Origin of the sequence: Specibacter sp. NPDC078709, assembly GCF_040686795.1 — a bacterium.
Taxonomy (GTDB): Bacteria; Actinomycetota; Actinomycetes; order Actinomycetales; family Micrococcaceae; genus Specibacter.
Genome location: NZ_JBFBLU010000006.1, coordinates 77539 through 100781, shown reverse-complemented (window position 1 = coordinate 100781; position 23243 = coordinate 77539). Strand labels below are relative to the sequence as shown.

At 61.4% G+C, this 23243-nt stretch carries 24 protein-coding genes; 10 read left to right on the top strand and 14 right to left on the bottom strand.

Annotated elements, in window-relative coordinates; genetic code table 11:
- Positions 1-25: 25 nt before the first annotated feature.
- Entirely contained in the window at positions 26-1486 is a 1461-nt protein-coding gene (locus AB0P14_RS12360; protein WP_363842481.1) for an amino acid permease, read from the top strand.
- A gap of 40 nt (positions 1487-1526) precedes the next feature.
- On the opposite strand, the gene AB0P14_RS12355 is transcribed toward AB0P14_RS12360, so the two are convergent.
- The 3 genes from AB0P14_RS12355 to AB0P14_RS12345 all read right to left on the bottom strand — a co-directional run bounded on the left by AB0P14_RS12355 (position 1527) and on the right by AB0P14_RS12345 (position 3532).
- The gene (locus AB0P14_RS12355) at positions 1527-2396 is read right to left on the bottom strand and encodes a fused MFS/spermidine synthase (protein ID WP_363842478.1); all 870 of its coding nucleotides are present in this window, start codon (positions 2394-2396) and stop codon (positions 1527-1529) included.
- 69 nt (positions 2397-2465) lie between these two features.
- Positions 2466-3152 carry a hypothetical protein gene (locus AB0P14_RS12350; protein WP_363842475.1) on the bottom strand — a complete coding sequence of 229 codons (687 nt, stop codon included), beginning with the start codon at positions 3150-3152 and terminating at the stop codon, positions 2466-2468.
- A gap of 47 nt (positions 3153-3199) precedes the next feature.
- Positions 3200-3532: a thiamine-binding protein gene (locus AB0P14_RS12345; RefSeq protein WP_363842472.1), complete on the bottom strand. Its 333-nt coding sequence runs from the start codon at positions 3530-3532 to the stop codon at positions 3200-3202.
- Between the two features lie 143 nt (positions 3533-3675).
- Between AB0P14_RS12345 and AB0P14_RS12340 the strand changes: the two genes are divergently transcribed.
- Entirely contained in the window at positions 3676-4401 is a 726-nt protein-coding gene (locus AB0P14_RS12340; protein ID WP_363842469.1) for a DUF5684 domain-containing protein, read from the top strand.
- On the opposite strand, the gene AB0P14_RS12335 is transcribed toward AB0P14_RS12340, so the two are convergent.
- The 4 genes from AB0P14_RS12335 to AB0P14_RS12320 form a co-directional block, all read right to left on the bottom strand.
- Entirely contained in the window at positions 4384-4695 is a 312-nt protein-coding gene (locus AB0P14_RS12335) for an AzlD domain-containing protein (RefSeq protein ID WP_363842466.1), read from the bottom strand. The two genes, AB0P14_RS12340 and AB0P14_RS12335, sit on opposite strands and share 18 nt — an antisense overlap.
- A complete protein-coding gene (locus tag AB0P14_RS12330) occupies positions 4692-5495 on the bottom strand; it encodes an AzlC family ABC transporter permease (protein WP_363842463.1) in 804 nt (267 codons plus the stop codon). The genes AB0P14_RS12335 and AB0P14_RS12330 overlap by 4 nt, the downstream gene beginning before the upstream one ends.
- Positions 5496-5624: 129 nt before the next feature.
- A complete protein-coding gene (locus tag AB0P14_RS12325) occupies positions 5625-7469 on the bottom strand; it encodes a glycoside hydrolase family 15 protein (protein ID WP_363842460.1) in 1845 nt (614 codons plus the stop codon).
- 115 nt (positions 7470-7584) lie between these two features.
- The gene (locus tag AB0P14_RS12320) at positions 7585-8439 is read right to left on the bottom strand and encodes a glycerophosphodiester phosphodiesterase family protein (protein ID WP_363842457.1); all 855 of its coding nucleotides are present in this window, start codon (positions 8437-8439) and stop codon (positions 7585-7587) included.
- Between the two features lie 22 nt (positions 8440-8461).
- Here AB0P14_RS12320 and AB0P14_RS12315 point away from each other — a divergent pair, with 22 nt between their 5' ends.
- A complete protein-coding gene (locus AB0P14_RS12315) occupies positions 8462-9745 on the top strand; it encodes a DUF445 family protein (protein ID WP_363842454.1) in 1284 nt (427 codons plus the stop codon).
- Positions 9746-9753: 8 nt separating this feature from the next.
- On the opposite strand, the gene AB0P14_RS12310 is transcribed toward AB0P14_RS12315, so the two are convergent.
- From AB0P14_RS12310 to AB0P14_RS12295, 4 genes are all read right to left on the bottom strand, one after another.
- Positions 9754-10695 carry a hypothetical protein gene (locus AB0P14_RS12310; RefSeq protein ID WP_363842451.1) on the bottom strand — a complete coding sequence of 314 codons (942 nt, stop codon included), beginning with the start codon at positions 10693-10695 and terminating at the stop codon, positions 9754-9756.
- A 145-nt stretch (positions 10696-10840) separates the two neighbouring features.
- Positions 10841-11305, bottom strand: a complete 465-nt coding sequence (locus AB0P14_RS12305) for a DUF2871 domain-containing protein (protein ID WP_363842448.1) — start codon at positions 11303-11305, stop codon at positions 10841-10843.
- 143 nt (positions 11306-11448) lie between these two features.
- Positions 11449-11682, bottom strand: coding sequence for a hypothetical protein (locus AB0P14_RS12300; RefSeq protein WP_363842445.1), 234 nt, complete (start codon positions 11680-11682; stop codon positions 11449-11451).
- A 9-nt stretch (positions 11683-11691) separates the two neighbouring features.
- Positions 11692-12333, bottom strand: coding sequence for a phospholipase (locus AB0P14_RS12295; RefSeq protein WP_363842442.1), 642 nt, complete (start codon positions 12331-12333; stop codon positions 11692-11694).
- 326 nt (positions 12334-12659) lie between these two features.
- On the opposite strand from AB0P14_RS12295, the gene AB0P14_RS12290 reads away from it, so the two are divergent.
- The 6 genes from AB0P14_RS12290 (at position 12660) to AB0P14_RS12265 (ending at position 20371) form a co-directional block, all read left to right on the top strand.
- The gene (locus tag AB0P14_RS12290) at positions 12660-13448 is read left to right on the top strand and encodes a DeoR/GlpR family DNA-binding transcription regulator (protein WP_363842439.1); all 789 of its coding nucleotides are present in this window, start codon (positions 12660-12662) and stop codon (positions 13446-13448) included.
- Positions 13445-14407: a 1-phosphofructokinase family hexose kinase gene (locus AB0P14_RS12285; protein WP_363842436.1), complete on the top strand. Its 963-nt coding sequence runs from the start codon at positions 13445-13447 to the stop codon at positions 14405-14407. The genes AB0P14_RS12290 and AB0P14_RS12285 overlap by 4 nt, the downstream gene beginning before the upstream one ends.
- A 1-nt stretch (position 14408) precedes the next feature.
- Positions 14409-16484, top strand: a complete 2076-nt coding sequence (locus AB0P14_RS12280; protein WP_363842433.1) for a fructose-specific PTS transporter subunit EIIC — start codon at positions 14409-14411, stop codon at positions 16482-16484.
- A gap of 30 nt (positions 16485-16514) precedes the next feature.
- The gene (locus AB0P14_RS12275; RefSeq protein WP_363842430.1) at positions 16515-18227 is read left to right on the top strand and encodes a putative PEP-binding protein; all 1713 of its coding nucleotides are present in this window, start codon (positions 16515-16517) and stop codon (positions 18225-18227) included.
- Between the two features lie 52 nt (positions 18228-18279).
- Entirely contained in the window at positions 18280-18555 is a 276-nt protein-coding gene (locus tag AB0P14_RS12270) for an HPr family phosphocarrier protein (protein WP_363842427.1), read from the top strand.
- A 229-nt stretch (positions 18556-18784) separates the two neighbouring features.
- The gene (locus tag AB0P14_RS12265; RefSeq protein WP_363842424.1) at positions 18785-20371 is read left to right on the top strand and encodes an MFS transporter; all 1587 of its coding nucleotides are present in this window, start codon (positions 18785-18787) and stop codon (positions 20369-20371) included.
- Positions 20372-20484: 113 nt separating this feature from the next.
- Here the strand turns inward: AB0P14_RS12265 and AB0P14_RS12260 are convergent, their stop codons facing one another.
- From AB0P14_RS12260 to AB0P14_RS12250, 3 genes are all read right to left on the bottom strand, one after another.
- Positions 20485-21246 (bottom strand): SDR family NAD(P)-dependent oxidoreductase, encoded by a 762-nt coding sequence (locus AB0P14_RS12260; RefSeq protein ID WP_363842421.1) that lies wholly within the window; start codon positions 21244-21246, stop codon positions 20485-20487.
- Complete coding sequence (locus AB0P14_RS12255) at positions 21247-21591, bottom strand: GNAT family N-acetyltransferase (protein ID WP_363842418.1); 345 nt, start codon at positions 21589-21591, stop codon at positions 21247-21249. It abuts the gene before it with no gap.
- Positions 21592-21668: 77 nt separating this feature from the next.
- Positions 21669-22502, bottom strand: coding sequence for a hydroxymethylpyrimidine/phosphomethylpyrimidine kinase (locus AB0P14_RS12250; protein WP_363842415.1), 834 nt, complete (start codon positions 22500-22502; stop codon positions 21669-21671).
- Between the two features lie 102 nt (positions 22503-22604).
- Here AB0P14_RS12250 and AB0P14_RS12245 point away from each other — a divergent pair, with 102 nt between their 5' ends.
- A complete protein-coding gene (locus AB0P14_RS12245; RefSeq protein ID WP_363842412.1) occupies positions 22605-23240 on the top strand; it encodes a cysteine hydrolase in 636 nt (211 codons plus the stop codon).
- Positions 23241-23243 lie beyond the last annotated feature (3 nt).

Genomic DNA, 23243 nt, shown 5'->3' with positions numbered 1-23243 from the left:
CTGTGCTACGTGAGAAAGCCCACTCATGAACTCCCAAGGATCCGTCCTGACCCGCGGCCTGACTGCCCGCCACATTCGTTTCATGGCGTTGGGCTCAGCCATCGGCACCGGATTGTTCTACGGCTCCTCAAGTGCCATCCAAAAGGCAGGCCCCGCGGTCTTGCTGGCCTACATCATTGCCGGCGCAGCCGTGTTCATGGTGATGCGCGCTCTGGGTGAACTCGCTGTCCGGCACCCCGTCTCCGGCTCCTTTGGCCAATATGCCAGCCGCTACCTGGGCCCCTTAGCCGGATTCATCACCGGCTGGACCTACGTGTTCGAAATGGCCATCGTCGCCATCGCCGATGTGACGGCCTTCAGCATCTACATGGGCTTCTGGTTCCAGGACGTGCCGCGCTGGATCTGGGTTCTGGCCATCATCTTCTTCCTCGCCGCCATCAACTTACTCAGCGTCAAGGTCTTTGGTGAGCTGGAATTCTGGTTCTCACTCATCAAGGTTTCCGCCATTATCGCCATGATCGCCGGTGGCGCAGCCATCATTGTCTTCGGCTTCCAGATGGAAGGCGCGCAGGCCGTTTCAGGATTGGGCAACCTGGTGAACAACGACGGCTTCATGCCCAACGGGTGGGTGGGGCTCCTGGCCGCGTTCGCCGTCGTCATGTTTGCCTTTGGCGGCATTGAAACCATCGGCGTGACGGCCGGCGAAGCCAAGGACCCCGGCAAGTCCATCCCGGCAGCCGTCAACACCGTTCCGGTCCGTATCTTGCTGTTCTACGTACTGACCTTGGGCGTGTTGATGAGCCTAATCCCCTGGAACGAAATTACCGGCGAAACCAGTCCGTTCGTGCAAATCTTTGACTCTCTGGGCATCCCACTGGCCGCGCACATCCTCAACGCCGTCGTTATCACCGCCGCACTCTCGGCGATCAACTCCGATATTTTCGGTGCCGGTCGCGTCCTCTTCGGCCTCTCTGCGCAAGGTCACGCACCCGCCGCCTTTGGCCGCATCTCTAAGCGCGGTGTACCGTGGATGACCGTGCTGCTGATGACCGCCGTACTGTTGGTGGGCGTGGTTTTGAACGCGACCATCCCCGAGGACGTCTTCTTGCTTATAGCCTCGATCGCCACTTTCGCCACGGTGTGGGTGTGGATCATGATCCTGGCGTCGCACGTGGCCATGAAGCGCGAGATCGCCCGCAACGCGCTGGCCCCCTCCGCATTCCCGGTCCCGCTCTGGCCGCTCGCCTCAATCCTGACGGCACTCTTCATGGCGGGCGTGATCGTGCTCCTGGGCGTGTACGCCGACACCCGCGTGGCCCTCTATGTTGGCGCCCTCTGGCTGGTCCTGCTGACGCTCGCCTTTAAACTCGGGGTACGCGGCAAGGGCAAGGAGCGCGCCGTGCTCGTTGACGAAAGCCCCTCTGCGGCCGGCGCTACAGACTCGACAGAACAGACACGTTCGACGCCGGTCTCCTCCTCCCGCTGACCGCCCGCCACCGGTGAGTGTTCAGAGCCAGAATCCCGGCCTATAAGACATCGTCGCTCAGCACCACAGAGCTGCGGCCGAACTGGCGGACCTTGGCATCGTCCCAGAGGTGGGCGGGCATGGCTCCGCCGAGCAGGTTTCGTGGCAGTCCCGCGCCGTCGCCCAGTGGAGCATCGCTACCGGCGATGATGATATTGCCTGAGCGCCGCCCCTTGAGCATGGCCGGATCGGCAATGATGACGGTGTGTTCAAACGCTGCTGCAATGGTGGCAGCTTCCCGCCGTGCGGTAGTCAATGCTGGCGCGTCACCGCAGTTCACAACATATACGCCACCAGGAATAAGTACCTTTCGGGCCGCTTCTGTGAACTCGGTTGTGGTCAGTGCATGCGGTGTCTTGGAGCCGCTAAAAACGTCCCGAATGATGAGATCCCGGCTGGCTTCGGTCAGAGATTCAGTCACCTCACGGGCCTCACCCACACGGATCTTCAGCAACGGTGCCCGGGGCAGATCGAACCAGTCGCGGACGTAACTGGCCAGCGCGCCGTCGATCTCCACCACCACATTGCGAGAGTTGGGATAGGCCGCTACAAGGTAGCGCGGCATGGCACACGCAGCACCACCCAGACTTAGGGTGCGCAGCTTCTCCCCAGCCGGCCACCTGTCGTGAACGAGCTCCATGATCCACCGCATGTACTCAAAGTCCAGACGCAGGGGGTCTGCCAAGTCCACGTGGGAGCTTTGGACCCCGTTGAGCATGAGCAGCCAGCCATTGGGATTGTCGCCGTCGGGGATCAGCTCGGCCGTGCCGGTGTCCGTTTGAAACTTACCGGCTACGGGACCTTTCGGCGCTCCCTTGAGCGCCGATTCGGGTTCGACAGCACCATTTTTGGGTACTCGTTTACGTCCCATCAGGGCGTCACTTCGCTCAGGTAGTGCATGGCGTGCGGCAAAATAGTCACCCTGCCAGCGTAGCCGCAGTCAAAGCTGCGCTTCACCGGCACCAGCACCTTGCTCCGGCCCGGCGCCTTGCACCTCCCCAGCTGCCGTCCGAGCTGAACGCCACGCCTGCCACCGTTCAAGGCTCAAGTTCGAGAGATCTCCCGGGGGAGTTTCCAGCCTGGGCCCCGGATGAGGCAGGAACAGTGGAAAGCCGTCCGGAAAGGAAGCCGCATTGGCAATCGTCTTGTCACTAGCGGTGAAGATCCACGCCCACTTTAGTCCGTTGAGCAACGAGTAAGCCCCGCAGGATTGCGCCCAGGATCCCTCACCCCAGTGCCAACGAATGACGGAGCAATCACGGCCAAATTCGTCGATCTCATGGTGTTCTGAGACCTCAAAAATCCGAGGAATTTCTTCGTAGGGAGAATGGCCGGGATAGAAATCATTGGAACCGCTGAGCCACTGGAGCACCATGCTGGCAACGCACGCCCGCGCATCATTGCTCCGAAATGCCGGCTCTCCTTGGCCTCGATCGAATCTTGTGAGCAGAAAAAGACCGTTGTCATCAATTGCGACCGTGTACGAAACGTCCCCGTTGACGTGCCACAACCAGGGATTTTCGGTCCACAGCTCCTCCTGGCTTAGCTTCAACCCCTCGGCCAATCCCGGGATTGCAGCGACCGCCGCCCAGAGCTCTCGCCGGGCCACTTCTCGAGCCTCAGTCATGGACTGCCCTTCGCATTGTTCATGCACCTGCTCACGTACGACGCCGGTCACTCGCCCAGAGCGTCCAGCGCGCCTTCCAGCCGATCCACTTTGCCAGTGAGTTCGCCGGTGTGGCCGGGACGGATGTCTGCCTTCAGTACCAGGGAAACTCGGGATCCGTAACGCCCTACCGCCTCGGTGGCACGTTTGATGACGTCCATGACCTCGTCCCACTCACCCTCAATTTCGGTGAACATGGAGCTCGTGCGGTTGGGCAGACCGGACTCGCGGACCACTTTGACTGCGGCTGCAACAGCCGTATGGACGGATGCCTCGTCGCCTGTTCCTGCAGGGGCATCCAAGGGGTTGCCGCTAGGCGCTACTGAAAAGGCCACAATCATGAAAGTTTCCGTTCTGGGAGTGTCTTGAAATCGATGGGGGTTGCTAAGAGTTGATGGGGCTTTCTAGGGAACTTGGGGTTAGCTTCCATTATGGGTACTTCACCCCATTGGTGCATTGTCTGGATGCAGATAAAGTTGCTGGCATGCTTGCCTCTCTTCTTAGCGCCCTTCCGCTGGCGCCAACACCGGACACCTACAACTACGATTACAACTACGAAAGCACCATGACTTCTTCTGAAGCTATGGCCGTCATCATGCTCATGATGGGCCTCTACTTCCTCTTCTTTGTCATCGCCTTGGTGGTTAACGGAATTGTCTGGGCTGGCGCCTTTGCCAAGGCAGGGCATCCAAAGTGGAAGGCCTATATCCCGTTCTACAACACGTGGATCATGGTGAAGATGGTGGGTCGCCCGGAGTCCCACTTCTGGTTCCTACTTATCCCTTACTTCAACATCTACATGATGATTGTCATCCTGAACGACATGTCCAAGTCGTTCGGCAAGGAAACGGGCTTCACCGTTGGCTTGATCTTCCTCCCGGTGGTTTTTGCCGCTATCCTCTCCTACGGCGATGCCCAGTACCGCGGCCCGTCCTATCTGAGCCCGGCGCAGAAGCAGTACGCCAACCAGTACGGCCAGCAGTACAACCAGCAATACGCTCAGGCCCAGGCGCAGCCACAGTACGGCCAGGATCCTAACGCTCAGCAGTACGGCCAGCAGGACCCCAACGCTCAGTACGGCCAGGATCCTAACGCTCAGCAGTACGGTCAGGCCCAGGCGCAGCCTCAGTACGGCCAGGATCCCAACCAGCCTTACGGCCAGCCGCAGGATCCCAACCAGAACCCGTACGGTTCAGGGCCAACCAAGTAATCGAAGCCCCGCGGCGGCAGCAGCGCCAGCCAGGACCACCACCAAAAATGGTGCCTTGAGCCAGAGCGCCACTGCCGCCGCAAGCAACGCGCCTATTCGGGCGTCAAGCACCACAGAGGTACCAGTTGCGGCCGCATTCACCACGGTCAGTGAGGCGAGCAGGCCAATGGTCAGCGTCCCGGCCACGTGCGACATTCGGGGATTATCCAGCACTTTTGCCGGCACCAAATAGCCCAGTAACTTAGTGGCGTAAGCCAATACTGCCGCAACCAACAGCCAAAACCACAGGCTCATAGTTCCATCCCTTTGTGGCTCTCTTTGTGTCCACTTTTGTGTCTACGAAGGCCAGATTCGTGCACGGGCAAGGTTCCGGCGTCGTGCTTATATGGGTCAAGGTCCGGCTCCATGCCGTCATCGTCATGACCGCTATCCTTAGCGGGGCGGAACCAGCCAATAAGCCCGGCCACCACAGCAGCCACCAAAATGGGCACCCCGGCCGGCACCAAAGGAACCGCTAAAAGGGTCACCAGCGCACACACCACGGCAATGGCTGCGGGCTGGAATGACTTGATGCGAGGCCACAACAGGCCCAGAAACGCTGCCACGGCTGCACCGTCGAGCCCCCACTGTTTGGGATCTCCCAGCGCGGCACCAACAAGAGCTCCCACGCAGGTCATGATGTTCCACAGCAGAAAAATACCCAGCCCAGCCACCCAGAAGCCGCGCTTTTGTTCGACCGGATCGCTCTGCCCGGTGGCCGTGGCGGTGGATTCATCAATCGTGACGTGGGCAGCGGCAAAACGCCGCCAGCCGGTGGGCCGCAGGAGCGCATTGATCTGCATACCGTAAACCCCGTTGCGAATGCCCAGCAGGGCCGAGGCGCTCATGGCCGCCACGGCCGATCCACCGCCCGCCACAACACCGATGAACGCAAATTGAGAGCCACCGCTAAAGAGCAGCAGGCTCAGCGCCATGGTCTGCCAGAGCGTCAGCCCTGAGGCTACCGAAAGTGCGCCGAAGGAGATCCCGTACAGTCCTGTGGCGATCGAGATCGACGCACCAATTTTGGCCGCCGGTGACTCGCTAAGTTTCATGAGCCCATAGTGTCACGCTGCAGCTCACAGCTTCACCCTGGTCCGCATGGCAAGAACGTCAAGCACCCTTGCAAGAACGACGACCGTGCCCCCAGAGCCCGCCCCGAAGCTCCTCTCATAACGGCATGATCATGACGGCACAACGATGGGCATGGTGTGGGTGTCGATCGGCTCGTCGGACAAGCTCAGGTGCTCGGTGCCGTGGAGGGCATCTGCGGCACGGACCAAAGCCAGATGGGAGAAAGCCTGCGGGAAGTTTCCCGCCATGCGACCCTGCCCCATGTCGTACTCTTCGCTGAGCAGGCCCACATCGTTGGCCAGTCCCACCAAAGTATCCATCAGTTTCACGGCGTCCTTGCGGCGGCCAGTGTGGGCGTACTGCTCAACCAGCCAAAAGGAACAGGCCAGGAACGGGTGCTCGCCGGGTGCCAGCCCGTCCAGCCCGGTTTCCGTTCGGTAGCGCAGGATCAAACCATGAGCATCTACCAGTTCCGCTTCCAGAGCATCCACCGTGCCCAGCATTTCCGGGGAGCTATAGCTTACGAAACCGACCTGTGGCAGGACCAGCAATGAGGCGTCGGTAGCTGTGCCACCATAGGTTTGGGTGAACGTGTTGAGTTCCTTGTTGAAGCCGAACTCCATGATTTCGGCATGCAGCTGACTGCGCAGTTCCTCCCAGCGCTCAACAGGGCCGGACAAGCCGTGGTCGCGGACTGCCCGCACGCCACAGTCGAAGGCGGACCACATCATGACGCGCGAATGTGTGAAGTGCAGCTGGTCCCCGCGCATTTCCCAAATGCCGTGATCCTTGGCATTCAGGTGCTTCTCCACGAATCCCAGCATGGCCTGCTGCAAGGGCCAGGAGAAGTGGTCCTCATGCCCGCCGGCCAGACGCAGCTTCTCCAGCGCCACCAGCACCTCACCTACAACATCTGCCTGGTATTGCCCCACGGCGCCGTTGCCAATCCGCACCGGCAGCGCACCCTCGTAGCCGGGCAGATGGCTCAACTCGCCCTCCGTGAGATCACGTTCACCGCCGAGCCCGTACATGATCTGCAGATCTTCCGGATCTCCGGCCACGGCGCGCAGCAACCAGTCGCGCCATTTCAGCGCCTCTTCGGCATAGCCGTGGGTGAGCATGGCCTCGAGCGTCAACGCTGCATCACGCAGCCAGCAGAACCTGTAATCCCAGTTCCGTGCGCCACCAAAATCTTCCGGCAACGAGGTGGTGGGTGCCGCGACAATCCCACCCGTATCCTCATGCGTCAGCGCACGCAAAACCAACAGCGAGCGCTCCACAATGGCCGCATATTTGCCGTCTTGGTTGTAGCGGGCGGCCCACTTGTCCCAGTAATTCACGGTCTCGGCCAGCGCCCGCTCCGTGTCGATGGGCGTGGGGACGGGGCGGTGCGACGGGTACCAAATCAGTTCCTGCTCCACCCTCTCCCCGGCAGCGATTAAGAAAGTTCCACTGTGCTGATGGTCGACGGCGTGGGGCAGCTCAGCGCCGCGCAGCACCAGTGCGTCTGGTCCGGCAACGGCCACGATTGCTTCGCTTCCATCAGCTTCGTCAATGCGCCTAACCCACGGCAAAACCTTGCCGTAGCCGGGACGGACGGTGATTTTCTGGCCGATTTCTACTCGGCCACTGACCCCGTCGATCCGGCGGACAATGGAAGCCCGGCGGTCTCCCACCGGCATGAAATCGGTGATGCGGGCGGTGCCTTCAGGGGTTTCCCAGAGCGTTTCCAACACGAAGGTTCGCCCCCGGTAGGAGCGTTTCGCCACAGCGGCTTCCGGGTGTGTGGGCGCCATGAGCCACCGGCCGTGGTCGCTCGTACCCAGCAGGGCGGCAAAGACCGCCGGTGAGTCAAAGCGCGGAAAACACAACCAGTCAATGCTCCCATCGCGGCCCACAAGGGCCCCGGTGTGCAGATCGGACAACAGTGCATAGTCTTCAATTCGCGATGCCATGCTTCCATGCAATCACATGGCGTCAAGGTCTGCCGAGTCAGCCAAGCCTGTCGGGCCTGTCGCAGGATCAGCTCAGGGATCAGCGCAGGGACTAGCTCAGGGACTCGCTCAGGGATCAGCGCAGCAGCTCCCGAATTTCGCGTGGCCTATTGCTGGTGACCTGTTCAACCCCGGCTGCCAGGCACAAGGCTAGATCCTCCGCTGTGTCCACGGTCCACACCCGCAGCACCCGTCCGGCGGCAACCCAACGAGCAGCGTTGCCCGGGTGAGCACGCAGGTACTCGACGCCGGGTCCGGCGAGTTGAGCTACGCCGTCGTCAATTAACCTTTCGCCTTCGGCCATGGCTCGGCGCATCAGAAAAGCCGCGGTGCGCCCGGTGATGGCACCCATGTCCAACTCCTCACGGACACCGGCCACCTGGACGTTTTCGAGCAACTGGCAGAGGTGCGCGGCGGGGATCTGCGCGGCGAGGTGCTTCACGGCGTCGGGGTGGAAGCTCATGAAGGAAACGTGAATGTTTCCGGCACTGGATTTTTCAGAGTCCCAGCCGAAGCTGCGCAACGTCTTGAGCGCGGCATCGACCAGCTGCGGTTTGAACGTGGCCCCGTATTTGAATTCCAGCGCCAAGGCAATGGGGCGCCCGGCAGCGGCCAGCAGCTCCAAAAGCTGAGGCAAGGTCAGGAGCTGGGTAGCAATGGTGCCGTAGTCGGGCGGGATGACGACGCCGTGCCAGCTGCTGAAATCGAGGGTTCGCAACTGGGCCAGTGTCAGCTCTGCCACCGACCCTGCCGAGTTGGACGTCCTCGCCACATCATCGTCATGTAGCAGGACAAGTTCCCCGTCCGCCGTGAGGTGAAGGTCGCATTCAACCCCGTCAGCACCGTCAGCGAGGGCCTGCAAATACGCGGCGCGAGTATGCTCGGCGAAGGCGGCGCTGGAACCGCGGTGCGCGTAGATCTGAACTGTCATGGCTCCACGCTACGCTTACTCCATGGCGCAAACACGAAGGCTCGAGCAGTCAGTTCCACCCCAGCATCCGGACGTTCAGAAGGCCGCAGCGCTCAAGCGTATGAAGAATATTGCGCTGGGCCTGCTGCTGTTCATGGCTGTGGTGTTCTGTTTCGCCTTTGCCCTACAGCCCCGTTTTCCCTGGTTGGCGTATGTTCGGGCCGCTGCCGAAGGCGGCATGGTTGGTGCGCTGGCCGACTGGTTTGCGGTCACGGCTCTGTTCAAACACCCCATGGGTATCAAGATTCCGCACACCGCCATCATCCCCAACCGCAAGGATGAGATTGGTGCCTCTCTTGCTGACTTTGTGGAAACTAACTTCCTCTCCGAAGAGGTAGTCTCGCAGAAGTTGGCCTCCACACAGATCGCCCAGAAGGTGGGCAGCTGGCTATCCAAACCGGCCAGTGCCGAGCGGGTGACCACCGAGGGTGCTGCCGCGCTGCGAGGCGCCATCTCGGTGTTGAAGGACGAGGACATCCAAGACGTCATCGAGTCTATGGTCCGCAAACATGTGTTGGAACCACCGTGGGGCCCACCCGTGGGCAAGCTCGCGGAACGGATCTTTGCCGAAGGCCACCACCATGCCCTAGTGGACCTACTCGTTGACCGGTCCACCACGTGGATCCAAGCCAACCACGACACCATTTCCGGTCTGGTGACCGACCGCTCCCCCAGTTGGGTTCCGGTCTTTGTGGACGGCCTGGTAGGGGATAAGATCCACGCGGAAATCTACAAGTTTGCCCGCGCAGTCCAGAACGATCCTCACCACGAGGTCCGCCAGCAGCTCGATAATTATTTGAAGGACCTCGCCCAGGAACTGCAGCATGATCCGGCCATGATCGCCAAGGCTGAAGGTATCAAAGCCCAGGTTCTCGGGGATCCTGAGGTTCGGGAATTGGCTGGACGAACCTGGGAGACCATCAAGACGGCGCTAACGGACGCCGTGGATGATCCACAGTCAGAACTTCGCCTGAAATTCACCTCGGCGGTGCAGGACTTCGGAGCCCGTCTGGTCTCCGACATGGACCTTGGGGACAAGGTCAACAAGTGGATTGCCGACGCTGCCGCCTACCTCGTGGGCACCTACAAGCACGAGATCACCTCCTTGATCACCGACACAGTTGGACGCTGGGACGCTGTGGAGACCAGCGAGAAGATCGAACTTCAGGTGGGCAAGGATCTGCAGTTCATCCGTATTAACGGCACCGTGGTTGGTTCACTCGCAGGGCTGGCGATTTTCACTGTAGCCACGCTGGTGTTCGGCTAGCGGAGCAGTCACCGCTTCGGCAGCTTTAGTGCTTTCGGGGCTTTGGGGGATTTCAGGGCTTTGGGGGCCTTGCCGGGCTTGAGCGGCTTCGGTTCCTTGGGGGGCTTCGGTTCCTTCGGCGGCTTGGGGAGTTTGGCTGTGGATTCAAGCTCGGCTAGCAGTTCCTGCGGAATCATCATGGGCGCCGGGCCAAAGGCACGGGTGGCCGAGGCAATAACTGCCTTGCCCATCATGTAGTTGCCCACGCCACCCACGGCTGCACCAATGCCAAAGGGCAGAGCTTTGCCAACCACCGAGGCGCTGCCCTTGACCGCCATCTTCTTCAGGAACATTTTCTGCATAGGTGCCACGAGACCCTTGATGGTGTTCAGCGGCAAGTTCTTGCTGACGGTCTTGCCCCAAGCTTGCATGGGTGTCTTGCCGGTTCCCAGTGCATGCCCAGTCAATCCCTGCAGCATGGCTTGGCCTTCTTCGCCCAAGATAATGGCCATGACCGTGACCTGAGCGCTTTCCGGATTCGCCAGGCGCACTCCGTGAAGTTCGGCAATGGATTGCGCGTAAAGCGCCGTGGCTTCCAGGAAGACCACGGTTGCCGCGGCGGAAATGGACAACGCCGCCACGGTGCCTATGCCAGGGATGATGGCAGTGGCACCAACGGCAGCCCCGCCGCTACTGACACCATTGAGGAAGTCCCGTTCCAGACGCTGGCTGAGCTCGTAGGCGGTGGCGTTTGGGTACCGTTTGCGCAGCCGGCGCAAGTTGGCCAGCACCAGCGGCCGCTGCACTTCCACAGCCTTAAGTAGCATGCCATGGACGGCAGGCGTGGGCTTTCCACTCGGATCGAATGCAGCACCCGCTGCCATCTGAACGGCCGGGTTCACCGGACCACGTTGTTTAGCGAAGCCCGGCGATTGCGCCATGACCCCGTGATTGAGATCCTTGTTGGCCATGTTCTCCCCTGCCTCTTTTGCCCCCAACTCTTTGCCTCCAGCGTAACGGCCCTCTGCGGATCTTTGCGGCAGTTCACTGTCAGGAAAACCAAACCGTCAGGAAATCCACTCTAGGCCCAGGATTCGCAGCCAGCCCCGCGCAGACTTAGCCTGCGAGCGCTACGGGAGTACCGTCGTCGTGCTTCACAGTGGGGACCTTCACGGCCGGGGCGAACAGGCGGGTGCGCAGGGCCAGGAACATGAACACCATGCCGGCGCTGAGCAGGATGTGGCCCAGGCCCGCGATACCGGGGATGGCTGCGGAGACGTCGGTGGTGCCGTTGACCTGCAGCATGCCGTGGACCACCATGATGGCCGCGGTCAGGATCAGGCCGACGTTGTACGGCCAGAAGAACCAGTTGAACAGGCGCGATTTGGACAGCGTGAACAACTTTTCCAGGATGAGCACAATGAGCAGGACTATGAAGCCGAGGGTGAGTAGGTGCGTGTGGACTACGGAGAGCTGGGTGAAGCCGTCGAACTGCTTGCCTTTGGTGAATTCGCGGTAGAACAGGCCGGAGAGGACCCCGATAACCATGTACGCAAACGCCGAGTAAAAGAGCTTCTTCATGAGGTTTCCTTCGCTACTGGGCCCCAGTTCGGGCCTTTCTTTGAAGCGTATTGACCCGCACGACGCCGGCCATCAACCTTTTGATTGACTGCGCACCGACATTCGGCTGCTTTTACTGTTGGGGGCGTCAGCGCGGGTCAGGTTTAGCGCCGGTTATCCGAGTTCCGCGGGTGGTTCTTTGCTGTGCGTTCATTGCCGCGGCGATAGTTTCCGGTCAGCCGGGCCCTGAGCTCCTGAGGCTCGGCGGTGAGTAGATCAACCAAGAATTTTTGGGCCATCGGCCCGCGCAGGGTGGTGGCTTTGCGGCCATGATGGGTGATGGTGACCTCGCCACCCGGACCGATGATGTGCTCAAAACCGTTTGCCTGACCGGTCATGATTTTCTCCTAGCTGCTCGGTGTGAAGGAGCCGGGCACGTTCGCTGTCAGGAAGGAGGAGACATCGGCCAGTTCGTCCGCCCGCATAGTGTGGCCCATTGCGTCGTAGCGCGCCTGTTGCAGATCGGTGTTGGCGGCCAACCATTCGGAGGTGAACTCCGTAGCGTCGGGGTTGATGACAAGATCCGCAACGTCGCGACCCCAGAAAAACGGCAACTTGCGCTCAAGCGGCTCCATGGTGGCGAGCAGTTCATTATTCAGAGCAAAGCCTGAAAGTCCTACGCCGGTCATGAACATGTCCGGACGCAGCCTGATCAATGTGGTTGCCATGGCCATGCCCTGTGAAAATCCCAGCACTGAGACCGAGCTGAATTTGTGGCGGACCATCTCGGTATCCAGCCATGCGAGGACTTTCGTAGCGGCTCCCACCACCGCGGCGAAGTCGTTGACCAGAAAATAGTCCAGCAAAAACCAGCCGTAATCCCCAGCGATGTCCATGGGTGCGCGCGGCGCGGCGCACACGAATCCCCGTGGCAGGTCCTTGAATACCGCGCTCATGCGGGACTCATCCGAACCGTACCCGTGCAGCATCAGCAGCAACGGCTTCCCGGCTCGCTCAGCTTCCGGGTGGGACCAGAGAACAGTTTCCATGCGGTCAGACTACCCGCTCGCCAGGTTCCCTCATTGGGCTTCCTCGCCGAACCGTTAGAAAAGGTCGCTTTGACGGTTCAAAACGACCTTTTCTAACGGTTCGAAGCGCCCCGTGGGCCTGACCAGTCCAACAGGCCCCCAACAGGCCCACCCACAGCAAACATAAACCCCAAAACAGACCCGCATCTGTGTTTATGTGGGAATGATGTTGACAATCGAAGATAAACACAGATAAAGTCATCTGAAACAACAGCTGTGATTCGGATCACGGGAGTAGGGCAGCCAAGAAAAATCAGGCTGGCCGCCCACCACCGGAAGGAAATGACATGTTTGCGGAGGAACGGCAGCGCAGGATCGCCGAACTCGTCAGCGCCCAAGGCAGGGTTGGCGTCAATGACTTGGCAGAACTGTTTTCCATTACCCAAGAGACGGTTCGCCGCGACCTGGCTGCGCTGGAAGAAGTGGGCAAGCTCCGCCGCGTGCACGGCGGGGCGGTGAGTGTGGACCGGTTGACGCGTACAGAGCTCAGCCTAAGCGAACGCCAGAGCCAACACCTCGAAGAGAAGCAGCGCATTGCCACAGCTGCACTGGCCTTGATTCCGCACGCCCCAACGGCCTCCATCTTGCTGGATTCGGGCACTACCACGGCGGCGTTGGCCGAGAGGCTGGCCACCTGGACCCCCGCCAACGCTGGCGATGAACTGCTCGTCATCACCAATTCACTCCCCATGGCCGGGACACTGAGCACCAACACGCATCTGCTGTTGGACATCGTTGGTGGCCGCGTCCGAGCCCTGACCAGCGCCGTCGTCGGAGCTCGCGCCACGGAACAGCTCAGCGCACTGCGCCCCGACATCGCCTTCCTCGGCGCGAACGGCATCCACGCCGCCTTTGGTCTGAGCACCCCAGACCCTGTCGAAGCCGCCACCAAAACCGCCATGGTCAAGGCGGCCCGGCAGGTGGTGGTCTTGGCCGATGCCTCCAAACTCGGCGCCGAAACACTTGTCCGCTTCGCAACCCTCGAGGAGATCGATATCTTGGTCACCACCACAAAACCCACCGGCGAGCTTGCCGCAGCCTTGGCCGGCGCCGACATAAAGGTCGTGATCGCATGATCCTCACCCTGACGCCCAACCCCAGCCTGGACCGCACCATCGATCTGGCTGCTCCGTTACAGCGCGGCGAGGTTCAGCGCGCAACGGCCTCCTCTGCGCATCCCGGCGGCAAGGGCGTGAACATTGTCCGGGCCCTCTCCGCATCCGGAATCGAGGCGCTGGCGCTGTTGCCCGGGGACGCAAGTGACGCCGTCGTCCTGGCTTTGGATCTCGAGCGCATCCCCCACCTGGCCATGCCGATCGGGGCACCCCTGCGCAGCAATGTGGCCATCACCGAGCCCGACGGCACCACGACCAAGGTCAACGAGCCCGGCCCCGTCCTCACCCAGACCCAGCTCAACGAGCTCCTGGCGCTCACCGTTGAGAAGTCCGACGGCGCGGGCTGGCTCGTGCTGGCCGGCTCACTTCCGCCGGGGGTGCCGAGTGATTTCTATGCGTTGGTGATTGAGGCCGTCCGTGCCGCGCATGGTTCGCGGGCACCACGCATCGCCGTCGATTCCTCGGGCGCCCCACTCAAAGAGTGCCTACGCGCAGCCCCTGACTTACTCAAGCCCAACGGTGAGGAATTGGCCGAGTTGACGGGCCTTTCCACCGGACCTGAGCTTGAGGCAGATCCGGCGGCGGCCGCAGCGGCCTCCGTTACTCTGCTCAAGAACGGGGTGGGTGCTGTTCTGGCGACGCTCGGTTCCAAGGGCGCAGTTTTGACCACCAGCCACGGCAGCTTCCATGGCCGCGGCCCCGCCATCAAGGCAAAAAGCACCGTCGGTGCGGGTGACTCCGCACTGTCCGGATATCTGCTGGCAACGCTTCGTGGGGATTCCCCCGAAGCGTGCCTGCAGCAAGCAGTGGCGCATGGCGCGGCCGCAGCTTCCCTCCCCGGAACCATGGTTCCCTCCCTCGCACAAACAACCCCCGGAACCGTCGCTGTGACGGTGCTGGCCCCAGCTGAAGAGAACTGATATGACAACCCTTATCAACGATGATCTGGTGCTTCTTGACGCCAATCTCGGCACTGATACCACCTCGGTCATCCGCAATTTGGCCGAGCTCATCGCAAAAACCGGCCGTGCCGCCGAGGTAGAAGGCCTGTTCGCCGACGCCCTCGCCCGCGAGCAAAAGACCGCAACCGGCGTCCCGGGTGGCATCGCCATCCCGCATTGCCGCTCCGAGGCTGTGCTTGAACCGACCCTCGCCATGGCACGCCTGAACCCGGCTGTTGACTTTGGCGCCAAGGACGGCCCGGCCGACATCATCTTCTTCATCGCCGCCCCCGCAGGCGCCGACAACGAACACCTCAAGCTGCTCTCCAAGCTGGCCCGCTCCCTCATTAAGAAGGACTTCACCGCGGCCCTGCGCGCAGCAAAATCCCCGGCAGAGATCGTTGCCCTGGTCGAAGGCGCCCTGGCGGACAAGCCTAAGGCGGCAACGCCAACACCGGCCCCGGTCGCTCAGGGCGCAGCCGGTTCCACCGATCCCGGCGCCGCCGGGGCCGCCGCTGCCCCCGCAACCCGTCAGAAGCGCCTTGTTGCTGTGACGGCGTGCCCTACGGGCATTGCCCACACCTACATGGCCGCCGATTCACTGGTTTTGGCCGCTCAGGAAGCCGGTGTTGACCTGCAGGTGGAGACCCAGGGTTCCGGTGCTGTGACTCCGTTGGATCCCGCCGTAATCGCGGCCGCAGATGCTGTGATCTTTGCTGTTGATGTGGATGTTCGCGGCAAGGAACGTTTTGCCGGCAAACCGCTCGTCAGTTCGCCCGTGAAGCGCGGAATCGACGAGCCAGCCAAGATGATTCAGGAGGCAATTGCCGCCTCGGACAACCCGAATGCCCACCGCGTGCCGCATTTTGGCGCGGAAGAGAATGCAGAAAACAGGGCTGAGGCCTCCAGCGAAAGCCTGGGCTCCAAGGTCAAGAAGGTCCTGCTGACAGGCGTCAGCTACATGATCCCGTTCGTGGCTGGTGGCGGCCTGCTGATCGCACTTGGCTTCCTGCTGGGTGGCTTCCAGATTCCAGACTTCGCGGACAAGATCCTGACCGGCAATAGCTTGGCCAATCTGCCCACGGACTACCCTGAACAAGCGCTGGGCCCCGTCGGCGCCTACCTTGGTGCCGTAGCATTCAAAATTGGTAGCCTGTCCATGGCTTTCCTGGTCCCGGCCTTGGCCGGTTACATCGCCTTCGGCATCGCCGACCGCCCCGGCATCGCACCCGGTTTCACGGCCGGATCCGTCGCCGTGTTCATGGGCGCCGGCTTCCTCGGCGGCCTAGTGGGCGGCATCTTGGCAGGCCTCGCGGCCTACTGGATCGGCAGCTGGAAGGTCCCCCGCTGGTTGCGCGGCCTCATGCCCGTGGTGATCATCCCGCTGCTGGGCTCCATCATCGCCTCCGGCGCCATGCTGCTGTTCCTGGGCTCACCGATTGCCTCACTCTCTGAAGGCCTGAACAGCTGGCTGACGGGCATGACCGGAACATCCGCCGTCGTACTGGGCATTATTCTTGGCCTCATGATGTGCTTCGACCTCGGCGGCCCCGTCAATAAGGTTGCCTACGCATTCGCCGTTGCAGGGCTCGGCGCGGGCAGCATTGCCGCCCAGGCGCCGTGGGAAATCATGGCAACCGTCATGGCTGCCGGCATGGTCCCGCCCTTCGCCATGGCCCTGGCCACCGTGCTCGACAAGAAGCGTTTCTCCCTCGCCGAGCGCGAAAATGGCAAGGCGGCCTGGCTGCTGGGAGCATCGTTCATCTCCGAAGGCGCCATCCCGTTCGCCGCTGCCGATCCCCTGCGCGTCATCCCGGCATCCATGCTGGGCGGCGCGGTCACCGGCGCCATGACCATGGCCTTCCACGTGACCTCGCAGGCTCCCCACGGCGGATTCTTCGTCTTCTTCGCCATCGGCAACTTGGCCATGTTCGCCGTGTCCATCCTGGTGGGCACCGTGATCGCCGCGCTGGCTGTCGTAGCGCTGAAACGCTGGGCTGTTCGCAAGCCCGTTGATACCCTTGCAGCAACGCAGCCTGCCACCCAGGCCGCCTAGGCCCTGGCCATGATTGTCGAAGGAGCTACTGTGCAGAACTTTGTTGGAGTCGGAGTCTTCCGCGGCCGGGTCATTGGCCCGGTCCGGCACATGCCGCCAGCCCTCACCGAGCCTCCCGCTGGTGAAAAGTTGGAAGGTTCGACGACGCCCGAGGCTGCCGCTGCATCCCTCAAGGCTGCTGGGGCAAGCGTGAAAGAGCAGCTCCTGGAGCGTGCTGGCCGGGCTGAAGGTGCCGGGAAGGACGTCCTTGAGGCCACAGCCTTGATGGCGACCGATCCCATGCTGATCAAGGCCGCCATCAAGTTGGTCAAGACCGGCACCTCGGCAGAGCGGGCCATCTGGGAAGCCGGCGATTCGGTAGCCCAGATGCTCACCAACTTGGGCGGTTACATGGCCGAACGCTCCCACGATGTGTTGGATGTGCGTTCGCGTATTGTGGCCGTGCTTCGAGGTGTGCCCGCACCGGAAATCCCTGATTCCGCCGAACCGTTCATTCTGTTTGCCGAGGACCTGGCCCCTGCTGACACGGCCACCCTTGATCCCACCAAGGTCATTGCGCTGGTCACGGCAGGAGGTGGGCCGCAGTCACACACCGCCATCATTGCTCGCAGCTTAGGGCTGCCGGCGGTTGTTGCCGCTGCTGGGGTGCTCGGCGTTGCCGACGGCGCCGTGGTCTTTGTGGACGGCTCTGCCGGGATCGTGAGCACTGAACCAGCCGATGCCGAACATGCTGCCGTAGCGGTATGGCAGGAAAAGGCTTCGCTACTGAACGTCTTTGACGGTGTGGGACAGCTTGCCGACGGTACGCTGATCCCGCTACTGGCCAATGTTGGCGGGGCGAAAGATGCCCAGGAGGCTGCTGCCACCAACGCCCAAGGTGTGGGTCTGCTGCGCACAGAATTTTGCTTCCTGGGCAACAGCACCGAGCCCAGCCACGAGGATCAGGTGGCCGCCTACAAGGGTGTCTTCGAGGCTTTCCCAGGCAAAAAAGTTGTTGTGCGCACGCTCGACGCTGGCGCGGATAAACCGCTGCCGTTCCTCACTGACACCACCGAGCCCAACCCTGCCCTGGGTGTGCGTGGTTACCGCACAGATATCACCACTCCGGGCGTTTTGGCCCGCCAGCTGGCTGCTATAGCCGATGCCGCTGGGTCTTCTCAGGCCGAGGTGTGGGTCATGGCACCGATGATTTCAACACCTGCCGAGGCAGCTGACTTCGCCGCGCTGTGCACCGCAGCCGGACTGCGCGTTCCGGGGGTCATGGTGGAAGTTCCTTCCGCAGCCCTCACGGCCCGGCACATTCTGAACAATGTGGAATTTGCCAGCCTCGGCACCAACGACCTAACCCAGTACGCCATGGCGGCCGACAGGCAACTGGGGCCGCTCGCGGCCCTGAATGATCCCTGGCAGCCAGCCGTACTGGCCCTGATTCAGGCAACTGTCGAAGGGGCTGTCGAGCAGGCTAAGCACTCAGCATCGCTAGAGACGTCGGCACCCAAGCCGGTTGGTGTGTGTGGAGAGTCGGCCGCAGACCCGGCCCTCGCCGTCGTGCTTGCCGGTTTGGGAGTCAGTTCCTTGTCCATGACGCCGCGGGCGCTACCGGCCGTGGCTGCCGTGTTGCGCACCGTTTCGCTCGCCGAGGCTAAAGTGTTGGCATACCGGGCGGTGGGGGCCTCCTCCGCTGCCGAGGCCCGCGAGCTGGTTAGGGCAGGGCTGCCGGCCCTCGCTGAGCTGGGGCTCTAAGCGACTTTTATTCAGTATTTGTTTTATTCATTACCTGCTTGAGGAGAAAATCATGATTGAACGAACCGCCACCATTGCCAGCACCGTGGGACTGCACGCCCGCCCGGCATCGATCTTTGCCGAGGCCGCCGGCGAGCTGGACGCCGAAGTGACCATTGCGCGCGTGGGCGATCCCATCGAGGACGCGGTGGACGCCGACAGCATGCTCGCATTGATGAGCCTCGGCATGGAGTTCGGCGAAGTTGTTGTGCTCCGCACCGACGACGACTCTGCAGGCGCCGCTTTGGACTCCTTGGTTACCATCCTCGAGACAAACCACGACGCCTAGTCCCCACGCCCTCCCCCTGCGGACGCGTGGGCCCGGACGTTCCAAGGACCCCGCCACTGTAACCATTTTTGGTTGCAATGGCGGGGTTTTTTGCCCTTGACAGCACCCCGTTTCAGGGGTGAGAATGTCCCATCTGCTAGAATTTATGGTCTGCCCGTAGCGATGCAGCAGGAAGTCGCAAGCAAATGAACTCCTTTAAGGGGATGAACAAATGCCCATAGACCGAAGCATGACTCAACCGGAACCAGGTGTTAAGGACACCGCAGATCACCCGCATACCCGGCCGAAAAGGTCCCGTGTGCCCAAACTCAAAAAACGCCGGCTCGGCGTCGATGACGTCAATATTGTTGATGCCCCAATGCTCAAAAAAGCACTGGGCGGCACCGTTGTTGGAAACACCATGGAATGGTACGACGTCGGTGTCTTCGGATACCTCATCGCCACCATGGGACCAGTATTTCTGCCTGAGGCAGACCCAGATGTTCAGACCTTGTTCCTGCTGGGGACCTTCGCGGCCACCTTCTTGGCCCGGCCGCTCGGCGGCGTGGTCTTCGGCTGGCTCGGAGATAAAATCGGGCGTCAAAAGGTGCTCGCCACGACCTTGATGGTCATGGCTGCTTCAACTTTCGCCGTGGGGCTCCTGCCCGGATACGCGCAAATCGGCATCTGGGCTGCGGCCCTGCTGGTCCTGCTCAAACTGGTTCAAGGCTTCTCCACCGGTGGTGAGTATGCTGGCGCCACCACCTTTGTGAGCGAATACGCTCCGGACAAGCGCCGTGGCTACTTTGCCAGCATCTTGGATCTTGGGAGTTACCTGGGATTCGCCATTGGTGCCGCCATGGTCTCGGTGTTGCAGTTGACTCTGGGCCAGGAGGTCATGGAGCAGTGGGGTTGGCGTGTGCCGTTCCTCATCGCAGGGCCCTTGGGCTTGATTGCCATTTACTTCCGCATGAAGATCGAGGAATCACCTCAGTTCCAGGCCACTCTGGATGCTAATGAGGAGGCGTCCAAGTCCGCTGCAGCCAGCGACGAGGACTCCTCAAACGGGCCGGTTCATCTGGTCAAGGTCTACTGGCGGCAGGTGCTGCTGGCCATGATTCTTGTGGCAGCAGCCAACACGGTAGGCTACGCTCTCACCTCCTATATGCCCACCTACCTGACGGATTCAATGGGCTACGATCCAGTCCATGGAACATTGCTGACCATCCCCATTTTGGTCGTCATGGCCTTGTGTATTCCACTGACCGGTAAATTGTCGGACCGTATTGGACGCCGCCCGGTACTTTGGGTTGGCGCTGTGAGCACCGTGGTACTGGCCGTCCCTGCCTTCATGCTCATTGCCGTGGGCCCCGTCTGGACCACCATGCTTGGTCTGGCATTGATTGCCTTCCCGGTAACCTTCTACGTCTCCAACCTGGCATCATCCTTGCCAGCGTTGTTCCCCACGTCCAGCCGTTACGGTGGCATGGGAATCTCCTACAACTTTGCCGTGGCCATCTTTGGCGGTACCGCTCCGTTCATCATGAAGGGCCTAATCACCCTCACCGGCAACGAACTGATGCCGGCCTACTATCTGATGCTGACCTCCGCCATTGGCGTTGTGGGTATCTACTTCCTGCGTGAATCTGCACAAAAGCACCTGCCTGGCTCCATGCCAAGCGTGGCCACTGTCCAGGAAGCTCAGGAACTGGTGAAGTCGCAGGACGAGAATCCGCTGCTCGACATGGATTACCTGCCCTTTGACGAATCCTACGAGCCGCCCACCCCAGGCACAGGTATCCCGGTCACCGTGGGCCGCCCAGAGTCTGAGGAGTAGTCCCCACCCGGTTCACCCCGGAGTTCATGGCCGAGAGCGTGCCATGGTGCCGAGTGCCCCAAGAGTTCGGGGTCCTCGCCACCATGGCACGCTCTCGATTTAACTCGGTTTAATCAGCGCCCGCGATTGCCAGCTGCGGCAGCCACGCTGTCGGGGACCAACTTGGCCAACGCCATGAGAGTGGCGTAGCGCTTGGACGGGATCGACACCGCTTTGCCCACTGCGTTATCGGCGAGGCCTTCACGCACCACTTGCTCGGCGTTGAGCCACATCCACGGCTTCACACCATTCATATCAGCGCCCATGCGTTGGTGGAACTCGGTGTGCACAAAACCGGGGCACACGGCGGTTACTTTCACGCCGCGCGGGCCGTAACGCAGGTTCGCGAAACGGCTGAAGCTGACACCCCAAGCCTTAGCCGCCCCGTACGTGCCGCGCGGGATAAACGCTGAAACGCTTGAAACATTGATGATGCGCCCCGCCCCGCGCTCCAACATTCCGGGCAGCACGGCATGGGTGAGTTCCATAGGAGTCTGAGCCAAGATACGCAGGTGCGCTGTTTCTTCTTCAACAGAGTTCTTCTCGAAGGCTTTCACCAGACTGAAGCCGGCGTTGTTCACCAGCATCGAGACTGGCCGCTGCGGGTCCGTCAGCCGAGCGCTGACGGAAGCGACGCCGTCGTCCGTAACAAGGTCAGCTGGCAGAATCTGAACATCAATACCAAAGTCGTTGCGCAGGCGCACCGCCTTTACCTCGAGGCGGGCGGCATCACGGGAGACCAGCACCAAATCATGCTGGGAACGGCCAAGCTGCTGGGCAAATTCAGCACCCAGCCCGGACGTTGCGCCGGTAATCAGTGCCACGGGGCGGTCCATTTAGGCCTCCTCAAGGGAATCGGGGAAGTCGGTGTACTGCAGGTACGGTTCCGGATGTTTAGCCAGGAACCTCGCCACATAACTGCAGTGCGGGATGATGCGTTTTCCGGACGCCACCACGTCATCCAAGGCATAGCGCGCCAAGACCTTAGCCAGGCCCTTTCCTTCGAAACCGGGCTCACCAACTGTATGGAGCAGATCGATATGGCCGGGCAGATCCGCGAAGGTTATGGTCACGGCCAATTCCTCCGCCGCGAACAGCTCATAGCGGTGCAGAGCGTCATTGCGGCTCATGCGCACGGTGGCGTCGAAAGGATCGGATTCCAGGGTTTCGTTCACACTCATAGAGCGAGCTTGGCACACCGGACAAGCCGTGGCAACAGCTGGCCGGCGCCCAATTCCGATCTCCTAAAGGGTCCTCCTTAGGCGCGCGCGCCGCCCTGCCACAGAGCGGTGAACGGTGCGCCCGACGCCACACGGTTCTTGATGCCCTCGGTGACGAAAGCCTTGGCAGTCCGGGCCGCCTCCAGCGGGGTTGCGCCCTTGGCAAGCTCGGCCGTCACGGCTGCGGCGAGCGAGCAGCCAGCACCTGAGACAGCAACTTCGCCAACCTTCGGCGCGGAGAGCACTTCCAGCGTTTCCCCGTCAAAGAAAACGTCGACGGCGTCATCACCTTCCAGCCGCACCCCACCCTTGGCCAGGACTACCGCGCCGGAAAGTTCGTGGATCTTGCGGGCAGCAGCCTTGAGGTCTTCAACATTGCTGATTTTCAAGCCGGAGAGGGACTCGGCTTCGAAGTGGTTGGGCGTGACAAAAGTGGCCAACGGCAGAATCTGGGCCTTCAGCGCCTGATCGGTGTCCAGTGCGTGGCCCGGCTCCTGGCCCTTGCAGATCAGTACCGGGTCCAGGACCACGCTCTTGAACGCGGCAGCCTTGAGCGCCGTCTCCACAGTGGTGATGGTGGCAGGGCTGCCCATCATGCCGATCTTGACCGTGTCCAGCGTGGTGGGTGCACCGGAAGCGGCACCATAGGCCGCCGTCGTTGCTTCCAGCTGGTCGGCAATGACCTGCTGCTCCACCGGCACAAAGCGGTGGTTCCAGTTGTTCTTGGGATCAAAGGAAACGATGCAGGTGAGGTTCACAATGCCGAAGACGCCCAGTTCCTGGAAGGTCTTCAGATCGGCTTGGGCGCCGGCACCGCCTGTCGCTTCGGAACCGGCGATGGTCAGGGCAAGAGCGGGGGCATGGATAGTCATGGAACTATCTTGCCACTTCGCCGCGCTCTACCAATGTTCGCGTTACGGCGGTAGATTCAGGAATGTCGTGAGAAATTCTCCCCTCAGCCCAAGGAGCGCCCCGTGGACACCGATTCAACAGCTGTAGTTTTCATTGAATTCCAGAATGATTTCACCTCTGAGGGAGGTGTTTTGCACGGGGCGGTCAAGGACTCCATGGAAGCCAACGGCACCCTCGACAATGCAGCGAAAGTGCTGGCCGCAGCCCGGGCAGCCGGAGCCACGGTGATCCACTCCCCCATCAGCTTTGCACCTGGTTACAACGAGATCGCCAAGCATCCCTACGGCATCCTTAAGGGCGTGGTAGACGCCACGGCGTTTGTAAAGGGAGCCTGGGGCGCTGAAATCATGGACAGGTTTGCTCCGGAGGAATCCGACATTGTTATTGAAGGCAAGCGAGGCCTGGACGCCTTTGGCAGCACCAACCTCGATTTCATCCTGCGAGCCAAAGGCATCAAGACCGTGGCACTGGCCGGATTCCTCACCAACTGCTGCGTGGAATCCACGATGCGCACAGCGTACGAGCGTGGCTACAACGTGGTGACCTTGACCGACGCCGTAGCCGCCACCAGCGTTGAAGAGGGCGAGTCCGCGGTCAAATTCGATTACCCCATGTTCTCCACGCCAACCACATCGGATGAGTTCATCGCTGCGCTCGACTCTGCCGGCACGCTCGAGGACTCTTCGCGAGGCTACTAACGG

Coding starts and splice junctions, on each gene's coding strand:
- AB0P14_RS12360 (WP_363842481.1), top strand. CDS start 26: ATGAACTCCCAAGGATCCGTCCTGACCCGCGGCCTGACTGCCCGCCAC.
- AB0P14_RS12355 (WP_363842478.1), bottom strand. CDS start 2,396: ATGGGACGTAAACGAGTACCCAAAAATGGTGCTGTCGAACCCGAATCG.
- AB0P14_RS12350 (WP_363842475.1), bottom strand. CDS start 3,152: ATGACTGAGGCTCGAGAAGTGGCCCGGCGAGAGCTCTGGGCGGCGGTC.
- AB0P14_RS12345 (WP_363842472.1), bottom strand. CDS start 3,532: ATGATTGTGGCCTTTTCAGTAGCGCCTAGCGGCAACCCCTTGGATGCC.
- AB0P14_RS12340 (WP_363842469.1), top strand. CDS start 3,676: ATGCTTGCCTCTCTTCTTAGCGCCCTTCCGCTGGCGCCAACACCGGAC.
- AB0P14_RS12335 (WP_363842466.1), bottom strand. CDS start 4,695: ATGAGCCTGTGGTTTTGGCTGTTGGTTGCGGCAGTATTGGCTTACGCC.
- AB0P14_RS12330 (WP_363842463.1), bottom strand. CDS start 5,495: ATGAAACTTAGCGAGTCACCGGCGGCCAAAATTGGTGCGTCGATCTCG.
- AB0P14_RS12325 (WP_363842460.1), bottom strand. CDS start 7,469: ATGGCATCGCGAATTGAAGACTATGCACTGTTGTCCGATCTGCACACC.
- AB0P14_RS12320 (WP_363842457.1), bottom strand. CDS start 8,439: ATGACAGTTCAGATCTACGCGCACCGCGGTTCCAGCGCCGCCTTCGCC.
- AB0P14_RS12315 (WP_363842454.1), top strand. CDS start 8,462: ATGGCGCAAACACGAAGGCTCGAGCAGTCAGTTCCACCCCAGCATCCG.
- AB0P14_RS12310 (WP_363842451.1), bottom strand. CDS start 10,695: ATGGCCAACAAGGATCTCAATCACGGGGTCATGGCGCAATCGCCGGGC.
- AB0P14_RS12305 (WP_363842448.1), bottom strand. CDS start 11,305: ATGAAGAAGCTCTTTTACTCGGCGTTTGCGTACATGGTTATCGGGGTC.
- AB0P14_RS12300 (WP_363842445.1), bottom strand. CDS start 11,682: ATGACCGGTCAGGCAAACGGTTTTGAGCACATCATCGGTCCGGGTGGC.
- AB0P14_RS12295 (WP_363842442.1), bottom strand. CDS start 12,333: ATGGAAACTGTTCTCTGGTCCCACCCGGAAGCTGAGCGAGCCGGGAAG.
- AB0P14_RS12290 (WP_363842439.1), top strand. CDS start 12,660: ATGTTTGCGGAGGAACGGCAGCGCAGGATCGCCGAACTCGTCAGCGCC.
- AB0P14_RS12285 (WP_363842436.1), top strand. CDS start 13,445: ATGATCCTCACCCTGACGCCCAACCCCAGCCTGGACCGCACCATCGAT.
- AB0P14_RS12280 (WP_363842433.1), top strand. CDS start 14,409: ATGACAACCCTTATCAACGATGATCTGGTGCTTCTTGACGCCAATCTC.
- AB0P14_RS12270 (WP_363842427.1), top strand. CDS start 18,280: ATGATTGAACGAACCGCCACCATTGCCAGCACCGTGGGACTGCACGCC.
- AB0P14_RS12265 (WP_363842424.1), top strand. CDS start 18,785: ATGACTCAACCGGAACCAGGTGTTAAGGACACCGCAGATCACCCGCAT.
- AB0P14_RS12260 (WP_363842421.1), bottom strand. CDS start 21,246: ATGGACCGCCCCGTGGCACTGATTACCGGCGCAACGTCCGGGCTGGGT.
- AB0P14_RS12255 (WP_363842418.1), bottom strand. CDS start 21,591: ATGAGTGTGAACGAAACCCTGGAATCCGATCCTTTCGACGCCACCGTG.
- AB0P14_RS12250 (WP_363842415.1), bottom strand. CDS start 22,502: ATGACTATCCATGCCCCCGCTCTTGCCCTGACCATCGCCGGTTCCGAA.